Source organism: Nostoc flagelliforme FACHB-838 (assembly GCF_014698065.1).
Classification (GTDB): domain Bacteria; phylum Cyanobacteriota; class Cyanobacteriia; order Cyanobacteriales; family Nostocaceae; genus Nostoc; species Nostoc flagelliforme_B.
The window spans coordinates 98,999-115,464 of record NZ_JACJSI010000015.1; the positions used below are offsets into that span (position 1 = coordinate 98,999).

Here is a 16,466-nt window from a genome sequence, read left to right on the forward strand (position 1 = left end):
TTTGCTTGTTACGGATTTTCAAATCTGCCACCAACCCCAAACCAGAATGCAGCGTACTCTCCTTTTGGCAAAAATTCATAACTGCACCCTCACGGGGGCAAATATCAACTACGTGGGTAGTATCAGCATTGATGAAATCCTTTTAGACAAAGCTGGTATCTTACCTTATGAGCAAGTGCAAGTAGTTAATAATGCCAACGGTCAACGCTTTATTACTTATGCGATCCCGGCTCCGGCCCATTCAGGAATAATTGAGCTTAATGGGGGTGCGGCACGTCAAGGCATTATTGGCGATCGCTTGATTATAATGACTTACGGGCAGTTCACTCCAGAAGAGTTAAAAAGTTACTCTCCTACGGTAGTCATTGTGGACGAAAAAAACAGGTTGTTGGAAGTGCGGCGCTACGATGACCTGCTCAGTAAGGTCTAATTTCAAGGAAAATGTCAAATTTTGAGTTGTCGGATTCCCAAAGCTACATACCTGAAAAATCAGCTACCCTGCCAAGTAGTGCAGCAGATAAATTTCTCGTGCAATTTTGGGGTGTAAGAGGTTTAATTCCCACCCCAAGTAGCAACACTAATCGTTATGGTGGTAATACCGCTTGTTTAGAAATGCAGGTAGCTGGGAAACGCTTGATTTTTGATGGCGGTACTGGCTTACGTATATTAGGTAAAACTTGGCAAGAACTGCAACAGCCAATACAAGCCCATTTATTTTTTACCAACTGCCAATCAAACAGAATCCAAGGTTTTCCCTTTTTTGCTCCCGCATTTATTGGAGAAAATTGCTTTCATATTTATGGCACAGCTGCCTCAAATGGAGCCTCAATCAAACAGTGTCTGTACGATCAGATGCTCCAGCCGCACTTTCCTTATCCTTTGCAGGTAATGCAGTCGGAGTTGCAGTTTTATAATCTGACTCCAGACAATGACGTAAAGCTAGATGATGTCACCATTACAACTGCATTAATTAATCAAACTCAGCGGTCAGTTGGCTACAGAGTGGCTTGGCAAGAGTATAGTGTTGCTTATGTCACGGATTTGCATCAGAATGCCGATCAAGTGGAGCGAGAGCAGATTTTACAGTTCATTAAAGGCGTTGACTTGCTGATTGCTAATGCCACTTACACTCCTCCTACTTCTCACAACCATGACTCTGCTGATTTACTTTGGCAAGCTGGGGTGAATGCAGCTCTGAATGCTGGTGTTAAACGGCTAGCCATTTCTCATCATCACCCAGATGACCATGATGATTTTCTTGACCAGGTTCAAGTCGATATTAAATCTGCTTTTCCTCAAGCGATACTAGCCTATGAAGGTCTAGTATTAAATGTTGCTAACTAATTTAGACGCATTGGCACTTTGAATGTATAGAGCGATGCCCTTCGGCAAGCTTAGGGTAAGACCTACGGCGGCAGACTACTCACAAGCACTGATTTGTCAGTTTGCTTTTACTGTCGATATGGCGTGATCTAGTTTGTAAAGGCAGATTTTCCCGTAAATTATGAGGGGAGGGCGCTATAATTTACTAAAATTCGTAATCTTTTTCAACCTGAGACTTGATAGTATAATTCACTCATGAGTACTCTCGATCAAGTGCTGAAAGACGCTTTGCAACTTTCCTCCGAGCAGCAAGAAATACTGATCAATATTTTACAAAACCGCCATCACGAAAATCGTCGTGCAGAAATAGTTACGGATGCCCAACAAACCCTAGCTGATTTCCATGTAGGTAAATTTCCGCATCAGTCAGCCCAAAATGTTATCGCAGAATTACGCCAGTCGTTAAACGAACCAGAGAAATGAGACTGCTGGTTTTGACCCCAAAATTTAAACGAGCATTCCGTAAGTTTGTGAAGCGAAATGCTGAACTCCAGCAACGCATTGAAGACACTCTTCAACAAATGGAAGCAGACGTATTTGCTCCAGGCTTAGACACCCACAAACTGAGTGGCAAACTTGATGGTCTTCAGTCCTGCTCTTGCGGCTATGATTGTCGTGTTGTCTTCTCTATTGAACTGGATGTAGAAACCAATAGTGAAGCCATTGTTTTACTCGACATCGGCACGCATGATGAAGTTTATTAACTGTGTCGTCATTTAATTGAGCGGATGACATTTTGATATAACCGCAGTAAGGGTACAGCAATGCTGTGCCCTTACTATTCCACACAATTAAAATCGGCTATATTCGGCTATATTGTCCCCTACGAAGCATTTTGCAACTCAGCTGTGCGTATTGAAAGCTGCTGTGTCTGATTACCCCGTTGCACTTTCACCTGTAATACTTGACCAAGACGACTGTCTTCGACAACATTCTGCAATTGTTCAGCACTGGTAATAGCTTTACCATCAACTTGAAGAATTACATCCCCGCGCCGGATACCCGCAGATGCTGCTGGAGAATTGGGAACAACTCGCATGACAAAAACACCACTAATTTCTGGTATCTGAATAGGAGAGTTGGGATCAGTGTTATTTTGCTTGGCAAGTTCAGGTGTCAAAGTTAGCATTTGCACACCTAGATAGGGGTGAGCAACTTTGCCATCACGTTGTAGTTGGGCAGCGATCGCTTTGGCTTTATCAATAGGAATGGCAAATCCAATACCCATTGCATCAGGGCGAATGGCTGTATTAATCCCAATCACTTCACCTTGACCATTTAATAGTGGCCCGCCAGAGTTTCCTGGGTTAATAGCGGCATCTGTCTGAATGAAGTCTAAGCGTTTGTCACTAATGCCGACTTGAGCGCTGGAACGCTTGAGGGTGCTGACAATTCCCAAGGTAACAGTATTATCAAATCCTAAAGGATTACCAACTGCGATCGCCCAGTCTCCTACTTGGACATTACTAGAAGAACCCAAGGGCGCTACTGGTAAATCGTTACCAGCATTAATTTTGACTACTGCCAAATCTGTGACTTCATCAATACCTTGAACTTTCCCTTCAAAGGTGCGCCCATCTTTGAGCCGGACTGTTACTTTATCAGCCTTATCGACCACATGAGCATTAGTTAGAACTAACCCGCTTTTGTCAAGAATGAAACCTGAACCTACACCGCGTAATTGCTCAGAAGGAATCTGTTGGGAGAAACCTTCACCAAAAAACCGACGGAAAAAGGGGTCTTCCATAAATGGATCAACGCGACGAGTAATTGTGCGCTCAGTATCAATTCTGACAACTGCTGCGCCAACACGATTCACTGCTGCTGTGACAAAACTAGTGCTACCGATCGCAGCAGCGGCTGGAGATTGCCGTTGAGCAATTAGGTTTGAAGTATCTCCAGCAGTTACTGTGGGTGCTGGTTCGGCTTGGGAAGGTAACACCTGCAATGTGCTAACTGTTAGCAGAACTCCTAGCGCGATCGCTAAAACATGAGTACCGAGTTGACGGAAAGACCGAAATAATTTGGGAAATCGCATAATCACAACCTAATTTATAAGCCTAATTGTTGCTTAGTCGTGACAAATCTATTTACAGTTATTTTTATTCTAAGTTTCGCCTGTTTCCACTCCTGGGGTTAGGGCATTTTACGAACTGCCTGTAATCAACTTAATAGAAAATTTAACCCAAAAGCTATTATGGACATTTACCCTTTACAAGTTCGGTTTTTACCCATCAATAAAACTTTTGGATTGCTCATAAGATTAGTCCGCTCTCTGTTCTAACTGTAGACTATCGATGAACTAACTTTTGTATAAGATTTCATTCCGACTAGCTGCGCCTAGCTGGGGTAAAGAGTTTACCGCCGAGTGGGGAGTGAGGGCAACAGGAACAGTAAGAGGTAGTTGTAATTGTTTGACAACACTTTGCAAGAGTTGGTCTTGTTCAGTCCGCAAACCCCAGACATTTGTCCCACGGTTGATAATAGCAAACCAAACCAAACCGCGATCGCGTGTGGGCATTACTCCTGCTAAAGCGCTGACATCCCGGAGAGTACCAGTTTTGATCACAGTAGCAATGGGAATATGCCTAGCGTGTAGTGTCCCCCGCTGATCAAAACCAGACATGGGGAACAAGTCAGCTAGATTCAGTTGATGGACGGCTGCCTCACCTTGAATAGCCATCAGCATGGCACAAGCGGCTCTGGGGGAAATACGATTTTCTGGGCCCAGTCCAGATCCATTGATTAACTGAATTTCTACTTGTGGCACTCTAGCAAGGCTGGCGGCGGTTGATTGAACTACAGATGCTCCCCCTACTGAGTCTGCCAGCATCTCTGCCATATCGTTGTTACTGTAAACGTTCATCTCCTTGATTAGTTGCTTCAAGGGCAATGAGCGATGACGCAGTAACAAAGTTTGTTGAGGGTTTGGTTGGGCTTCAACTTTCACCCCGCCTGCAATGAGAACTTGAGGCTTGGGTGTTCCCTTGGGCATGATTGAGTGTATATAAATAGCGGGGCGACCCCAAGTCGCACGATTTAGTGTTTGTTTGAGCATCAGACCCGCCAGCATCGGCTGACGTTGGAAATTCATGGCAAAATTGCCAGTAATGATCAAATTTCCCTTTACTTGCTTAATGCCCATTTGATTGAGAGTATTACCAAGAGCGATCGCTTCTTCCCAAACAAACAAAGGATCGCCACGGCCAGCAACGATCAAATCGCCCTGTACAACTCCATTTACTACAGGCCCAGTGACACTCACCAAAGTATCAAATTGGTAATCTGGCCCCCAAGTTTTCAAAGCAACTAGTGAAGTTGCAATTTTGGTTAAAGAAGCCGCCGGTAGAGGAGTTGTACCTTGGTGATTTGCCATCAGCATCGGCCCCGACTGCATCCAAATCCCCTGACTCTCAGCCAGATTTTGCCCCACAACTTTTGATGTTATGAGCTTTTTTAGATATCCCTGCACCGTAGTTGCCCCAGTTGGATTTGGATCAGGGGCAAGAACTAAGCCAGGGCTACTTTGCCAAGTTAGAGCATCTAAGGCATCTAGAGGCTTGATTTGTACCCCAGCCATTTCCAGCCAAAGTGACACCAAACCTGAACCCAATAATTCCAGCATTTTTTATTCCTCTGTTGAGATTTGAGATGTTGTTTACTGTGCTAATATACAAGTTTTTTTACGACAATCAGTATTGAGCCATAATAATTGGGGAAAAGGTTAAAGGGTAAAGGTTAAAGGTTTTTTCTTTCCCCTTCCCCCTTACCCTTTTCCCAACTTATGCAAGATACTTACTTTCTTTCTGGATGCGCTGCATCCTCTGGTGAAGGAGTACCTTTCTGGTTAATTGTGGCAATCATTTGATACAAGCGCCCTAAGTCGCGTTGATTGAAGTATAAAGTGAGGCGGGGTAGTCCAAAAGTTTCATCTTGGGCTTCTTGAGGTAATGCCTGACTTTTTTCAATCCTTCCTTGAATCAGGATGTCGCTAAAATCAGCATTGAGTTGCTCTACAAGCGCGTCTGATATATCTGTCTTCAGGCGGATGACTAACTTATTGCTTACATAGCGGCTGGAGTGATAAACCTGGTAAAAACTAGTAATGGCATCACAAGCCACATCCAAGTTATCTGTCACTGTATAAAGGTTGGGATCTTCAGGACTGACAAGACCATTTTGCACTAATTGCTTATCAATATATTCGCTCCAAGAGCGCCAGTAATCACCACCAGGGTGGTCAATTAAAACTAGAGGTAGTGGGCCAAATTTACCAGTCTGGCTTAATGTCATACATTCAAAAGCTTCATCTTGAGTGCCAAAGCCTCCAGGAAACAAGGCTACAGCATCACTTTCTTTGAGGAGAAACAGCTTGCGGGTAAAGAAATATTTGAAGTTAATTAGCTTGGGATCACCTTCTATAAAGGGGTTTGCTTCTTGTTCAAAGGGTAACTGAATGTTTAATCCAAAAGAATTTTCTCGCCCAGCACCTTCATGACCCGCCTGCATGATTCCACCACCACCGCCAGTCATCACCATAAATCCTAATTGAGAAATAGCGCGAGCAAACTCAAGGGCCATTTGGTATTCTGGTGTATCTGGCGCTAGACGAGCAGAACCGAAGATGGTGACTTTGCGAACGTGTCGGTAATCATAAAAAAGCTGGAAACCGCGTTCCATATCTGCTAATGCAGCCGACAATATTTTCCAATCGAGACGCTCAATTTCGGTATCAGCTAGACGAACAATAGTAGCAAGTGCTTGCTGAATAAATTGCCGATTTTTTAATGTCGGTAAATGAGCGATCAATTCAGCGATATCCGCCTGTAAAGACTCTAATGTGTCAAACGACGCAGATGAGGTCATGAGAACTGCTGCAACAATGGCACTATATTTTACGTGAACTACTCACACTCTAGCAAGCAGAATATAGCCTTCTGATGTGCAGTTAGCAAACTCAGAGCGGGTTTTGAGGTATTATTCATCACTGCTCAAGCTCAGATCCCCATCATTTGAGATTGGAACTCGGAAGTTCATCTTCAGAACTCGGAAGTTGGTGTTCGGAACTCGGAAGTTGTTGTTCGGAACTTGGAAGTTCGCGTTCAAAACTCGGAAGTTCGTGTTCAGAACTTGGAAAGTCGTGTTCGGAACTCGGAAGTTCGTGTTCAAAACTCGGAAGTTGGTGTTCGGAACTCGGAAGTTCGTGTTTTGCGTGAGTTCGACGAACCTCTCTCTGCTTTGAGTTTTAGTTCAAGTCTGTCCCTCCTCCAATACGGTTCGGTTAAGCCCAAAAAATAAAAATGTGTAGGTTGGGTTGAGGAACGAAACCCAACATTTTGCGGGGTTTGTTGGGTTTCACTTCGTTCAACTCAACCTACAAATATTCTTAACCGAACCGTATTGATCCCTCTCCGAGTCGGAGAGGGACGGTTTTGCGTAGTAAAACCAGGGAGAGGTCTTTTTTTTCATTGAATTAATTAGGCGGACACTATATGAGCCGTTGAATTCACGTTCAATTACAGTTATGTACCGATTTTCCCCTGTTCCTTTGCTTCCACTTCTTCTTAACTCAGCCCCAACTGTTGCTTTAAGGCTTCTGCCACATTCCTCGCTGTATCCAGCCCTTTCACATCATCCCATTTTGTCTTTTCATCCCAGCGGATATCTCTAAAATCTTTACCGCTGAAGTAGTCGCTGCTGAGGTCTGCGCCGCTGAGGTTTGCGCCGCTGAGGTTTGCGCCGCTGAGGTCTGCGCTGCTGAGGTATGCGCCGCTGAGGTCTGCGCCGCTGAGGTTTGCGCTGCTGAGGTATGCGTCGTTGAGGTTTGCGTCGCTGAGGTTTGCGTCGCTGAGGTTTGCGTCGCTGAGGTTTGCGCCGCTGAGGTTTGCGCCGCTGAGGTTTGTGCCGCTGAGGTCTGCGCTGCTGAGGTTTGCGCCGATGAGGTCTGCGCCCCTGAGGTCTGCGCCGATGAGGTTTGCGCTGCCGAGGTCTGCCCTGCTGAGGTTTGCGCCCCTAAGGTCTGCGCCCCTGAGGTTTGCGCCCCTAAGGTCTGCGGCGATGAGGTCTGCGGCGATGAGGTTTGCGCTGCTGAAGTTTGCGCCGCTGAGGTTTGCGCCGCTGAGGTTTGCGCCGCTGAGGTTTGCGCCGCTGAGGTTTGCCCTGCTGAGGTTTGCCCTGCTGAGGTTTGCCCTGCTGAGGTTTGCGCCGCTGAGGTCTGCGCCACTGAGGTGTGCGCCCCTAAGGTCTGCGCCCCTGAGGAATTGCCCAACTACACTATTGAAAGTTTGAAACTGAAAGCAATCACTGTAATTAATGATGCGAAGCAGTTGGGTTGTCCAAGAATTTTCTTCTGGTTGACCAGATGGATAGAAGATAATTTGCTTTTTGAGATCATCTCGCTCTTGAGCATAGCGGTGCAACTCCAAAAGCAAAATCATCACATTCAAGCCTGCGTAAATATCTACCTGACGCTGACCTAGCCCTTGAATTCCATACTTTTGCAACTGTCGCAGCTTTTTCTGGGGTAAAGTCTCTTCAGCAGAGTCAATAAATTTCCCCTTACACCAGTTAACGTAAAACTTTTCTAAGCGTTTAAATAACTGCTCCCAACGGAAATCTTGATTTTCAGTCAGCAAACCCATCAAATATTCCACAATTTCTCGTGTGAGTCTGCCAAAACCCAGCAAATCATAAATTTGCCAATTCATTTGGGCTTCGGAAATAACTAATTGTCTTCCATCTTCTGCTTCGTAATATTGTGTCCAAGCTTTCAGGCGTACTTTCAAACGTTCAGCAAAGAGAAATTCGCCAAAACTCTTATGAAAAAACTCAACTCCACCCTCTTGTTTATCAGCAGGACGAATGTAAAAAGCAGCTAAAGCTGTTTTGAGAGCTTCGTTACCCAGTTTTTCTTTAGCTTTTTCAATTAAGGCTTTTGCAGCTTCATCGTCTTGTAAACGTGCTTCTAACATTGACATAGAAGCAAATTCGCCTCCCAACTGCACAACGCAAACAGCCGCTTCTGTGAGAATACGTTTTAAATCTTCGGGTTTCTGTTGAGTTATATCAGGATTTAAATCAACGAATTCAGTCCCATTTTGTTGAGAAACCTTTACTTCGGAACGCTGTTTTGTCAGTACCCAGTTTAAAGACTCCTGATAAATTACAATCTTGGCTGTGCTATGGCTTGCTTGCTCTAATTTATCAATTGCCAATTTTCCATCTCGATACATTGCCGCTAACAAATAAAGTAAGAGCGGCTCTTGGGCTAATTTTTTCACCTCAGACGGACATTTATCACCTTGTAAAAACTGCCCAAAAGCTGCGGTTTTTTCTTTATTAGCTGGTAGCTGTTCCCATTTATCTAACCATTTTTGTTGCAGTTCTCTATCCATTTCGGCAATTTCCACCCGCTCTAAATTGCGAGGCAAGTGAGGGATACCTTGTAAAGACATCGACCTACCAGTGATCAACACTCGATGTCCCATGTCGCGGTAACTTTTACACTCCTCCTGAAATCCAGAGACTTGTTTGATAAATGCTTCTAGATTGAGGTTGGTTCTAGCCTCAATATGCAATTCATCAAACCCATCAAGGATAAACAAAACACGGGTGTTTTTATTCGTTAACCAGTTTTTATCATTTTGAATAAAATTAATTTTCAGTTCTGCTTCTAAAGTATTTTCTAAACGCGATTCAAAAGAGTCTAAATCCCGTAAACGAATCAAAATTGGTGTCCAAATAGGATGCAAATGCTGCCGTACCCAATCAGAAAACATTCGACAGAAGACACTTTTACCCCGCCCCGGGCCTCCTTGAACAAACATCACTTGTTCTAGGTTATTTGGATTTAGCAGATTTTCTTTAGCCCATGTTTCTAAATATAAGGAGTCTACTTTTTCATCTATTTCCCCATTTTTATCTACAAGTTTGGCTTTTAAAGGTACGTAAATATCTTTAAATGAAAAACTCTCATCAAAAACTACTTCTAAAGGTTTGCTAGCAATATGAGCTTTTAGGTATTCATCAATACTAGAAAACTTCTGTTGTTCTTTCTGCCATTCACCAAAGGAAGGTTGAATTATATTTTTGATAGCATCGCCTGATTCTATCCAGGCTTTAATTATGTAGCGGTGAGTATTCCAAGCTACTCGTTGCGTCAAAATATTAGCATGAGCATTGGGGATGTTTGCTGCTGCTAACCGCGCTAATAAAACTTGATTAAATGCTTTAGCTAATTCTGATTCGTGGAAACAGGCTATAGCATTGCTAGCACTTTGATAATCTAATTCAATATCATTGAGTTTTTGTAGTTGTTTAGTTAGTTCTTTATTAATATTGGGGTCAGCATCCCATTTAATAGATGGGTATAAAGATAAAATTTCATTGACACTTTCTAAATAAGCAGCTTGACTAACAATAAATACACAGTCTTCTAGGGAAGGATCTTGTTTTGTTATATCGCGGGAAAACTTCAGCAAGGCTATTCCCAGCGGTACGAATGGCAAACCCGCACCCACTACCTGCGATAAAGGTGAACACAACACATCTAGCAGTGAAGATGAGTTTTGTAAGAGAGGTTTCAATGGTTCTAGGCTGGCACCTTGTTCTTTAAAGGTGTTTGCAGCTTCTAAAATTGCTTTGCCAGTCTCAACTGTGGTGGTTAAAGTCTCTCCGACTGAGAAGGATTGCCGAAACTTCTGCCAGGTTTGCGATAAACACTTGTTCATTCGCTTAGACTCGTGTAATTACTGGTTATTTAGAGTCTAGTGTAAAATTTGGGGTTGATGGGATGTATTAAGAATAACGAACCGCAGAGGCGCAGAGGACACGGAGGAAGAGAAAAGGCGATCGCACCGTGCCAATAATTAAACTTTTGCTGTTTCTGAGTTCATCATTCAAGCTGAGATACTCATAGATAGAGTTCAGAACTCAAAAAGTCGTGTTCGGAACTCGGAAAGTCGTGTTCGGAACTCGGAAAGTCGTGTTCGGAACTTGGAAAGTCGTGTTCAGAACTCGGAAAGTCATGTTCGAAACTCGGAAGTTGGTGTTCGGAACTCGGAAGTTGGTGTTCAGAACCCGGAAGCTGGTGTTCAGAACTCGAAAAGTCGTGTTCAAAACTGGAAAGTTGGTGTTCAAAGCTTGGTTTTACCTTCCCTTTTGTCTCCTTGTCCCCTCATCTCAATTCAATCCCAATTCTTCTTTCAACGCCTCCGGCATATTAACTGCTGTCTCTAATCCTCGCACATCTTCCCACTGCTGCTTTTTACCCCAGGTCATTTTTTCCATATTGGCGTCGCTGAGGTCAGCACCACCCAGAATGGCGTAACTTAGGTTGCTATGGCTGAGATCCGCACCATTGAGGATAGCACCACTGAGGTTACTGCCACTCAGGTTAGCACTGTTAAGGTTGGCATAACTGAAGTCTGTACCGAAAAGAATAGCGTCGGTGAGGTCGGCACCACTGAGGTCGGCTTCGTTGAGAATCACGCCACTGAGGTCGGCTTCGTTGAGAATTACCCGACTCAGGTCTACACCGCTGAGGTCGGCGCCTAAAAACATTGCACCGTTAAGTCTGGCATTGTTAAGTTTGGCACCATTAAGTTTGGCATAGCTGAGGTCTGCGGCAACAAGCATGGCATCACTGAGGTTGGTACTAAAAAGAATTGTGTCACTAAGGTTAGTACCGTTGAGGATGGCATGACTCAAATCAGCACCACTAATGTCGGCACGACAGAGGTCAGCATGATTAAGATTAGCGCTGCGGAGGTTGGCTTCACTCAGATTCGCACCGAAAAGGATGGCATTACTTAAGTCAGCATGGCTGAGGTTGGTGCTGCTGAGGTCGGCGCGGTTGAGGTCGGCGTGGCTCAGGTCGGCGCGGCTGAGGTTGGTGCTGCTGAGGTCGGCGCGGTTGAGGTCGGCGCGGCTAAGGTTGGCACAACTAAGGTTGGCACCGCTGAGGTTGGTGCTGCTGAGGTCGGCGCGGCTGAGGTTGGCACCGCTGAGGTTGGCACCGCTGAGGTTGGCATCCCCCAGGTTGGCACCGCTAAGGTTAGCACCGCTGAAGTTGACACCAGTTAAGTTGGCATCGCCGAGATAAGCAAGGCTTAAGTTAGCACCGCTAAAGTCTGCTCCGGTGAGGTTGGCATCCCCCAGGTAAGCATTCTGAAAGTTGCCCCTTTTGAGGAATTGTCCAACTATGCTGCTAAAGTTGCCAATTTCCAGTGCATCACTATAGTTGATGATCCGCAGTAATTGGGATGTGAAAAAATTGTCTGTGTCTGGTTGGGCAGATGGATAAAAGGTGATTTTTTGTTTGAGTTCATCTTGCCCTTGAGCGTAGCGGTGTAACTCTAACAGTAAAATTAGTACGTTTAAACCTGTATATATGTCTACTTGTCTTAACCCGATCGCAATATTTTCTGCTGCTAGCTTTAATCTGGTTTTCTGAGGCAAGTTATCATCTGGTGTTCCATCGATAAATTCTCCCTGACACCAGCGACGATAAAAATCTTCTAGCCGCCAGAAAAGCAGTTCTAGGTGAATTTTCTTATTTGTCACAACCAATTCTATTAATTGGTTGACTATTTCTGGTTTCAGGGCACTATTACCTAATAAATCGTAAATCTCTTCATGCATCTGGCGATCGCATATTTTAAAGCAAAACCCAGAAGCGACAATGCCCGATGTCTGATTGTCTATCTTAGAAGTCAAACCGTTGACTGGTATTGTCCATTTTTCTAAGCTTTTTTGCAGTGTTGGCGAGTATAAATACTCCTGCAAATTATCTTGAGCAAATTTAACACTTTTGTCTGCTTCTTTAATACTTTTTCCTAAAGGTAAAACTGCTTCAGTTTCTAGCGATGTGGTCTTTGGCATCTCTTGCAACCTCGTACCCCTCACATAATTTCTCAGCAGCAGCCAGACTTGAGATAAATATGTTGACATTTTTGTGTCCGTTGTTACATTTAAGTTACTGTTTTTGATAATCCTGAATTAAAAGTTTTTCTATGCTAGTTTGCTTCTCATTGACAGAAATCAATAGTATAAATAAATACTATGGTAAAAAAATCATGAGTTGACGATGTCTACACCGGACTACTTCAGTGAATTTACCAACAGCGTTCCGAAAAGGCGGCTTCTCATAATGTAGATAAAGTGTTAACTGAAAAATTATCTTAAAAATAAATTAATTTCCATACCTTGGCTAATTTGTTATACTTTTTTTCCCATAAATTTCCTAGTCTGATGTAAAAATAATACTTACTGTTTCTTGGAGACACAATTGTTAGGAAAAATCCTACACTAAAACAACACAATAAAGCTAGTAAATGGCAACTAAATTGAAGCCAAAGTTTGCTGCTTAATATAACGCAACTGAGAAAATCGGCAGAGTGCAGGCTATATAGCTTTGCAAAAGTTATAAATTTACTACGGGATAGTTATCGGGAATGGATGCGATGAACAGATTAACCTTTTATATAATTTTGTTACATGGTTTGTTTGTAGGAATAGCAACAGCTAGTGCCAAGTCACCGTCTGTTAACAAAGTTGATACATTGTCAGGCAACCATAGAGTTGTAGAAGCTGTGGTGACAGCTAAAAGTGGAGAGAAATCCAATAGTCAGTTAAAAACAGAATCTTTTGCAACTAAAATCTCAGCCTTATCGCCAAATAATATCAATATTTCTGATAAACAGAGGCTACCGTCAGGGCAAGTTTGGGTAGTTAACCAAAATAAATCCGCACAGCCTCAACCGTTTACGTGGGTAGTCAAAGACCTGAAAAAAGCAGCACAGCAACCATTTTTACAAGTTGCCAAACCTCCAGAAAAACCAAATACAAAGCCTAGTCCTAGCGCTAAACCAGCAGCCAAGGATGATTTGGAACCATTTAATGAAGTAATTAAAGACACCCAAAAGTCAGGGGGATTGTTTACCCTTTATCGCAATAAAGAAAAGAATAAGATTTATCTAGAAATTAAGCCAGAACAACTTAATAAAAATTACCTAGCTACGGCAACCCTAGAATCGGGCATTGGCGAACGGGGTATTTACAGTGGTATGCCGCTGCAAGATTTTTTGTTTTATTTCCAACGGGTGGATGATAAATTAAACTTTGTGATCCGCAATGTGAATTTTCGCACTCGTGAGGGAGATCCACAGGTGCGATCGCTAGCGCGGTCTTTTAGTGATTCTGTTCTCTATAGCATTTCCATTAAAAGCATTCATCCAGAACGCAAAACTCTTCTCATTGACTTGGGAGATTTGTTACTCACAGACTTAGCTGGATTATCTGTAAGTTTAGGAGTACCGGGAAGTACAGATCAATCTTATTTTGGTACTGCTAAAGCTTTTCCCCAAAACTTAGAAATCGAATCAGTTTTAAATTTCTCTGGTGGGGTTGACCGCAATAGTGAAGTGGCAAGCTTTGCTTCGCTAGCTGACAACCGTGGCTTTACCCTGCGCGTCCACTATAGTCTCTCCCAACTACCCGATCAAGATTATCGACCTCGCATTGCTGACGATCGCATCGGCTATTTCATCACCGCCTATCAAGATTTATCCAAAGACGATCGCGGCGATTCTTTTGTCCGCTACATCAATCGCTGGCATTTAGAAAAACAAGACCCGAAAGCAATAATTTCTCACCCCAAAAAACCGATTGTCTTCTGGATTGATAACGCTGTGCCTTTAGAGTACCGCGATGCGATGAAAGAAGGCATCCTGATGTGGAACAAAGCCTTTCTTAAGGCGGGATTTAAGGATGCAATTGAAGTCCGCCAAATGCCCGATGATGCCACATGGGACCCAGCAGATATTCGTTACAACACAGTTCGCTGGATTAATACAGTAGATGGATACTTTGCAATGGGGCCATCCCGCGTTAACCCATTAACAGGGGAAATTTTGGATGCAGACATTCTCGTAGATGCCAGCTTTGTAAGGGTACTCAAAAGTGAGTATCGTAAAATCGTTCAACCCAGCCAAACAGAAAATCGCACCACTTTATCAGCGTTGATGCAAAATCGTCTACTTTGCGCTAATGGTTTAGATGCTAAAAACAGTGGTGTGCCCCAGCAAATGCAAGGGAAACAGGGGTTGTTGAGTCGTTTGTCAAAAATGGCAGGCGAGTACGATTTATGCTATGGCATGGAAGCTGCTAACCAGTTTGCCGTTGGTTCACTAGCGATGTCACTGCTGCCAGAGACTATGGCCACTCCAGACCAGGTAAAAGAATATATCAATCAATATTTACGTTTAATCATCGCTCACGAAGTTGGGCATACTCTTGGTTTACGTCATAATTTCCGTGGTAGTACACTGTTAGCACCGCAGGAGATGAATAATACAGAAATTACCAAAGCTAAAGGTCTGACAACTTCTGTAATGGATTATATTCCCCCAAATATCGCTCCTCAGGGTACAAAACAGGGAGATTATTTTCCTAGCATGGTAGGGCCTTATGATGAATGGGCGATTAAGTATGGCTACACACAAATTCAGACATCAACTCCCCTAGCAGAAAAGCCAATTTTAGAGGAAATTGCTGCACAATCCTATAAGCCAGAGTTGAGTTATTCTACAGATGAAGATGTGTATGACCTTGACCCAACTGCTGATGCTTGGGATAACAGCGGCAATGTGCTGCTTTATTCTCAGTGGCAATTGAATAATTCGCGGGTGATGTGGGAACGTCTCGATAAACGTTTCCCAATGAATGGTGATAGTTACAGCGATGTGAGCGAACGTTTTAGTATGGTATTAGGTAACTATTTCCAGCAAATATATTACACCACAAAATACATCGGGGGACAGTCTTTCTATCGCATTCACCCTAACGAGCTCCCCTCCCAAAAAGTCTCTGGAGTCCGGCAAAATCGATTACCATTTGAAGCAGTACCAGTTGAAGAACAACGGCAGGCTTTAGAGACGCTACAAAAATATGTGTTTGCAGAAGATGCCCTGAAGTTTTCACCAGAACTACTGAATAAGTTAGCACCTTCCCGTTGGCGGCATTGGGGTAGTTATCCGCGAGTTGGTCGTTTGGATTTTCCAATTCATGACTTGGTGCTACTCATGCAGAGTTCTGTGTTGCGAGATTTACTCTCAGGCGATCGCCTCTCTCGCCTCAAAGATATCGAACTCAAAACTAGCGAGGGAAAAGCACTGTCTCTACCGGAACTATTTGACACTTTACAATCAGGTGTTTGGACGGAAGTAATCAAACCAAAAGATAAACCGATGAAAATCGCCAGTCTACGGCGAGGCTTGCAGCGCGAATATCTGGACATTTTGACTGGTATGGTATTGCGAAAAGAATATGTTCCCGAAGATGCTCGGACTTTAGCTTGGTATAAACTTAAACAGCTAGATGAGAAACTCAAAGGGGTTAATTCCCAGGATCAATACACCAAAGCGCACTTACTAGAAACACGCGATCGCATTGAGAAAGTCTTAAACGCCCCGTTACAAGGGAATTAAAAAAGTTAGGGTTAGGAGTTAATAATAAAATTCCTAATTCTTATTCCCGCTCATGTTGGCAAAATATATTTAGAATGCTATAGACTTGTCCGAAATATTAACTTAGGAAAAGAAAAATGGTAAAACGTTTAAGTAAGTGTCTACCATTTTTCTGTATTAGTTATGGTTTTTGATTATATCCAGAAGTATCCGCACCGAACGAAACAAATTCTAGGGATTAGTTACGAGCAGTTGCAATCACTGTTAAATTGTGCCATAAATCGTTACAAGGATATTAAAACTAAACAAGAAAGTCAAAAAATTAGAATCAATGCGTCAGGAGGAGGTCGCCCTACAAAGTTGTCAACGAGTGAGCAAGTATGTTTGTGCTTATTTTATTTAAGACAAATGCCAAGATTTCAAGTATTAGGAATGTTGTTTGGTGTTTCTAAGACAGAAGCTAATGATACATTCCATGATTGGATACCCATTCTTCGTGACATCTTACCATCTAGTTTATTAGAACAAGTCTCAAATAATGAAAGCGATTTACTGTTTGTTCAAGAAGTCTTAACGAACTTCAGACTATTAGTCGATAGCATGGAACAGCCGATAAAT

12 protein-coding genes are annotated in these 16,466 nt (G+C 43.2%); 7 read left to right on the forward strand and 5 right to left on the reverse strand.

Features of this window, described 5'->3' with window-relative positions:
* Positions 1 to 46 precede the first annotated feature (46 nt).
* From panD to H6G97_RS10785, 4 genes are all read left to right on the forward strand, one after another.
* A complete protein-coding gene (gene panD, locus H6G97_RS10770) occupies positions 47 to 430 on the forward strand; it encodes an aspartate 1-decarboxylase (RefSeq protein WP_190940601.1) in 384 nt (127 codons plus the stop codon).
* A gap of 11 nt (positions 431 to 441) precedes the next feature.
* Positions 442 to 1,344 carry an MBL fold metallo-hydrolase gene (locus tag H6G97_RS10775; RefSeq protein WP_190940602.1) on the forward strand — a complete coding sequence of 301 codons (903 nt, stop codon included), beginning with the start codon at positions 442 to 444 and terminating at the stop codon, positions 1,342 to 1,344.
* Positions 1,345 to 1,578: 234 nt separating this feature from the next.
* A complete protein-coding gene (locus H6G97_RS10780; RefSeq protein WP_190940603.1) occupies positions 1,579 to 1,806 on the forward strand; it encodes a hypothetical protein in 228 nt (75 codons plus the stop codon).
* Positions 1,803 to 2,087, forward strand: coding sequence for a type II toxin-antitoxin system RelE/ParE family toxin (locus tag H6G97_RS10785; protein ID WP_190940604.1), 285 nt, complete (start codon positions 1,803 to 1,805; stop codon positions 2,085 to 2,087). Before H6G97_RS10780 ends, H6G97_RS10785 begins: the two co-directional genes overlap by 4 nt.
* A gap of 119 nt (positions 2,088 to 2,206) precedes the next feature.
* Here the strand turns inward: H6G97_RS10785 and H6G97_RS10790 are convergent, their stop codons facing one another.
* The 3 genes from H6G97_RS10790 to H6G97_RS10800 form a co-directional block, all read right to left on the reverse strand.
* The gene (locus H6G97_RS10790) at positions 2,207 to 3,421 is read right to left on the reverse strand and encodes an HhoA/HhoB/HtrA family serine endopeptidase (protein WP_190940605.1); all 1,215 of its coding nucleotides are present in this window, start codon (positions 3,419 to 3,421) and stop codon (positions 2,207 to 2,209) included.
* Positions 3,422 to 3,685: 264 nt separating this feature from the next.
* Positions 3,686 to 5,008 carry a D-alanyl-D-alanine carboxypeptidase gene (locus H6G97_RS10795; RefSeq protein ID WP_190940606.1) on the reverse strand — a complete coding sequence of 441 codons (1,323 nt, stop codon included), beginning with the start codon at positions 5,006 to 5,008 and terminating at the stop codon, positions 3,686 to 3,688.
* 170 nt (positions 5,009 to 5,178) lie between these two features.
* Positions 5,179 to 6,249: an LOG family protein gene (locus tag H6G97_RS10800; RefSeq protein ID WP_190940607.1), complete on the reverse strand. Its 1,071-nt coding sequence runs from the start codon at positions 6,247 to 6,249 to the stop codon at positions 5,179 to 5,181.
* A 222-nt stretch (positions 6,250 to 6,471) separates the two neighbouring features.
* On the opposite strand from H6G97_RS10800, the gene H6G97_RS10805 reads away from it, so the two are divergent.
* Positions 6,472 to 6,681 carry a hypothetical protein gene (locus H6G97_RS10805; RefSeq protein ID WP_190940608.1) on the forward strand — a complete coding sequence of 70 codons (210 nt, stop codon included), beginning with the start codon at positions 6,472 to 6,474 and terminating at the stop codon, positions 6,679 to 6,681.
* Positions 6,682 to 6,947: 266 nt separating this feature from the next.
* Here H6G97_RS10805 and H6G97_RS10810 read toward each other — a convergent pair whose 3' ends face one another.
* Positions 6,948 to 10,112 (reverse strand): pentapeptide repeat-containing protein, encoded by a 3,165-nt coding sequence (locus H6G97_RS10810; protein ID WP_190940609.1) that lies wholly within the window; start codon positions 10,110 to 10,112, stop codon positions 6,948 to 6,950.
* 451 nt (positions 10,113 to 10,563) lie between these two features.
* The gene (locus tag H6G97_RS10815) at positions 10,564 to 12,333 is read right to left on the reverse strand and encodes a pentapeptide repeat-containing protein (protein WP_190940610.1); all 1,770 of its coding nucleotides are present in this window, start codon (positions 12,331 to 12,333) and stop codon (positions 10,564 to 10,566) included.
* 512 nt (positions 12,334 to 12,845) lie between these two features.
* Here H6G97_RS10815 and H6G97_RS10820 point away from each other — a divergent pair.
* On the forward strand, positions 12,846 to 15,869 hold the full coding sequence (locus H6G97_RS10820) for a zinc-dependent metalloprotease (protein ID WP_190940611.1): 3,024 nt from the start codon (positions 12,846 to 12,848) through the stop codon (positions 15,867 to 15,869).
* A 162-nt stretch (positions 15,870 to 16,031) separates the two neighbouring features.
* Positions 16,032 to 16,466 (forward strand): helix-turn-helix domain-containing protein (locus tag H6G97_RS10825; protein ID WP_190940612.1); only part of this gene is annotated, 435 nt, incomplete at its 3' end.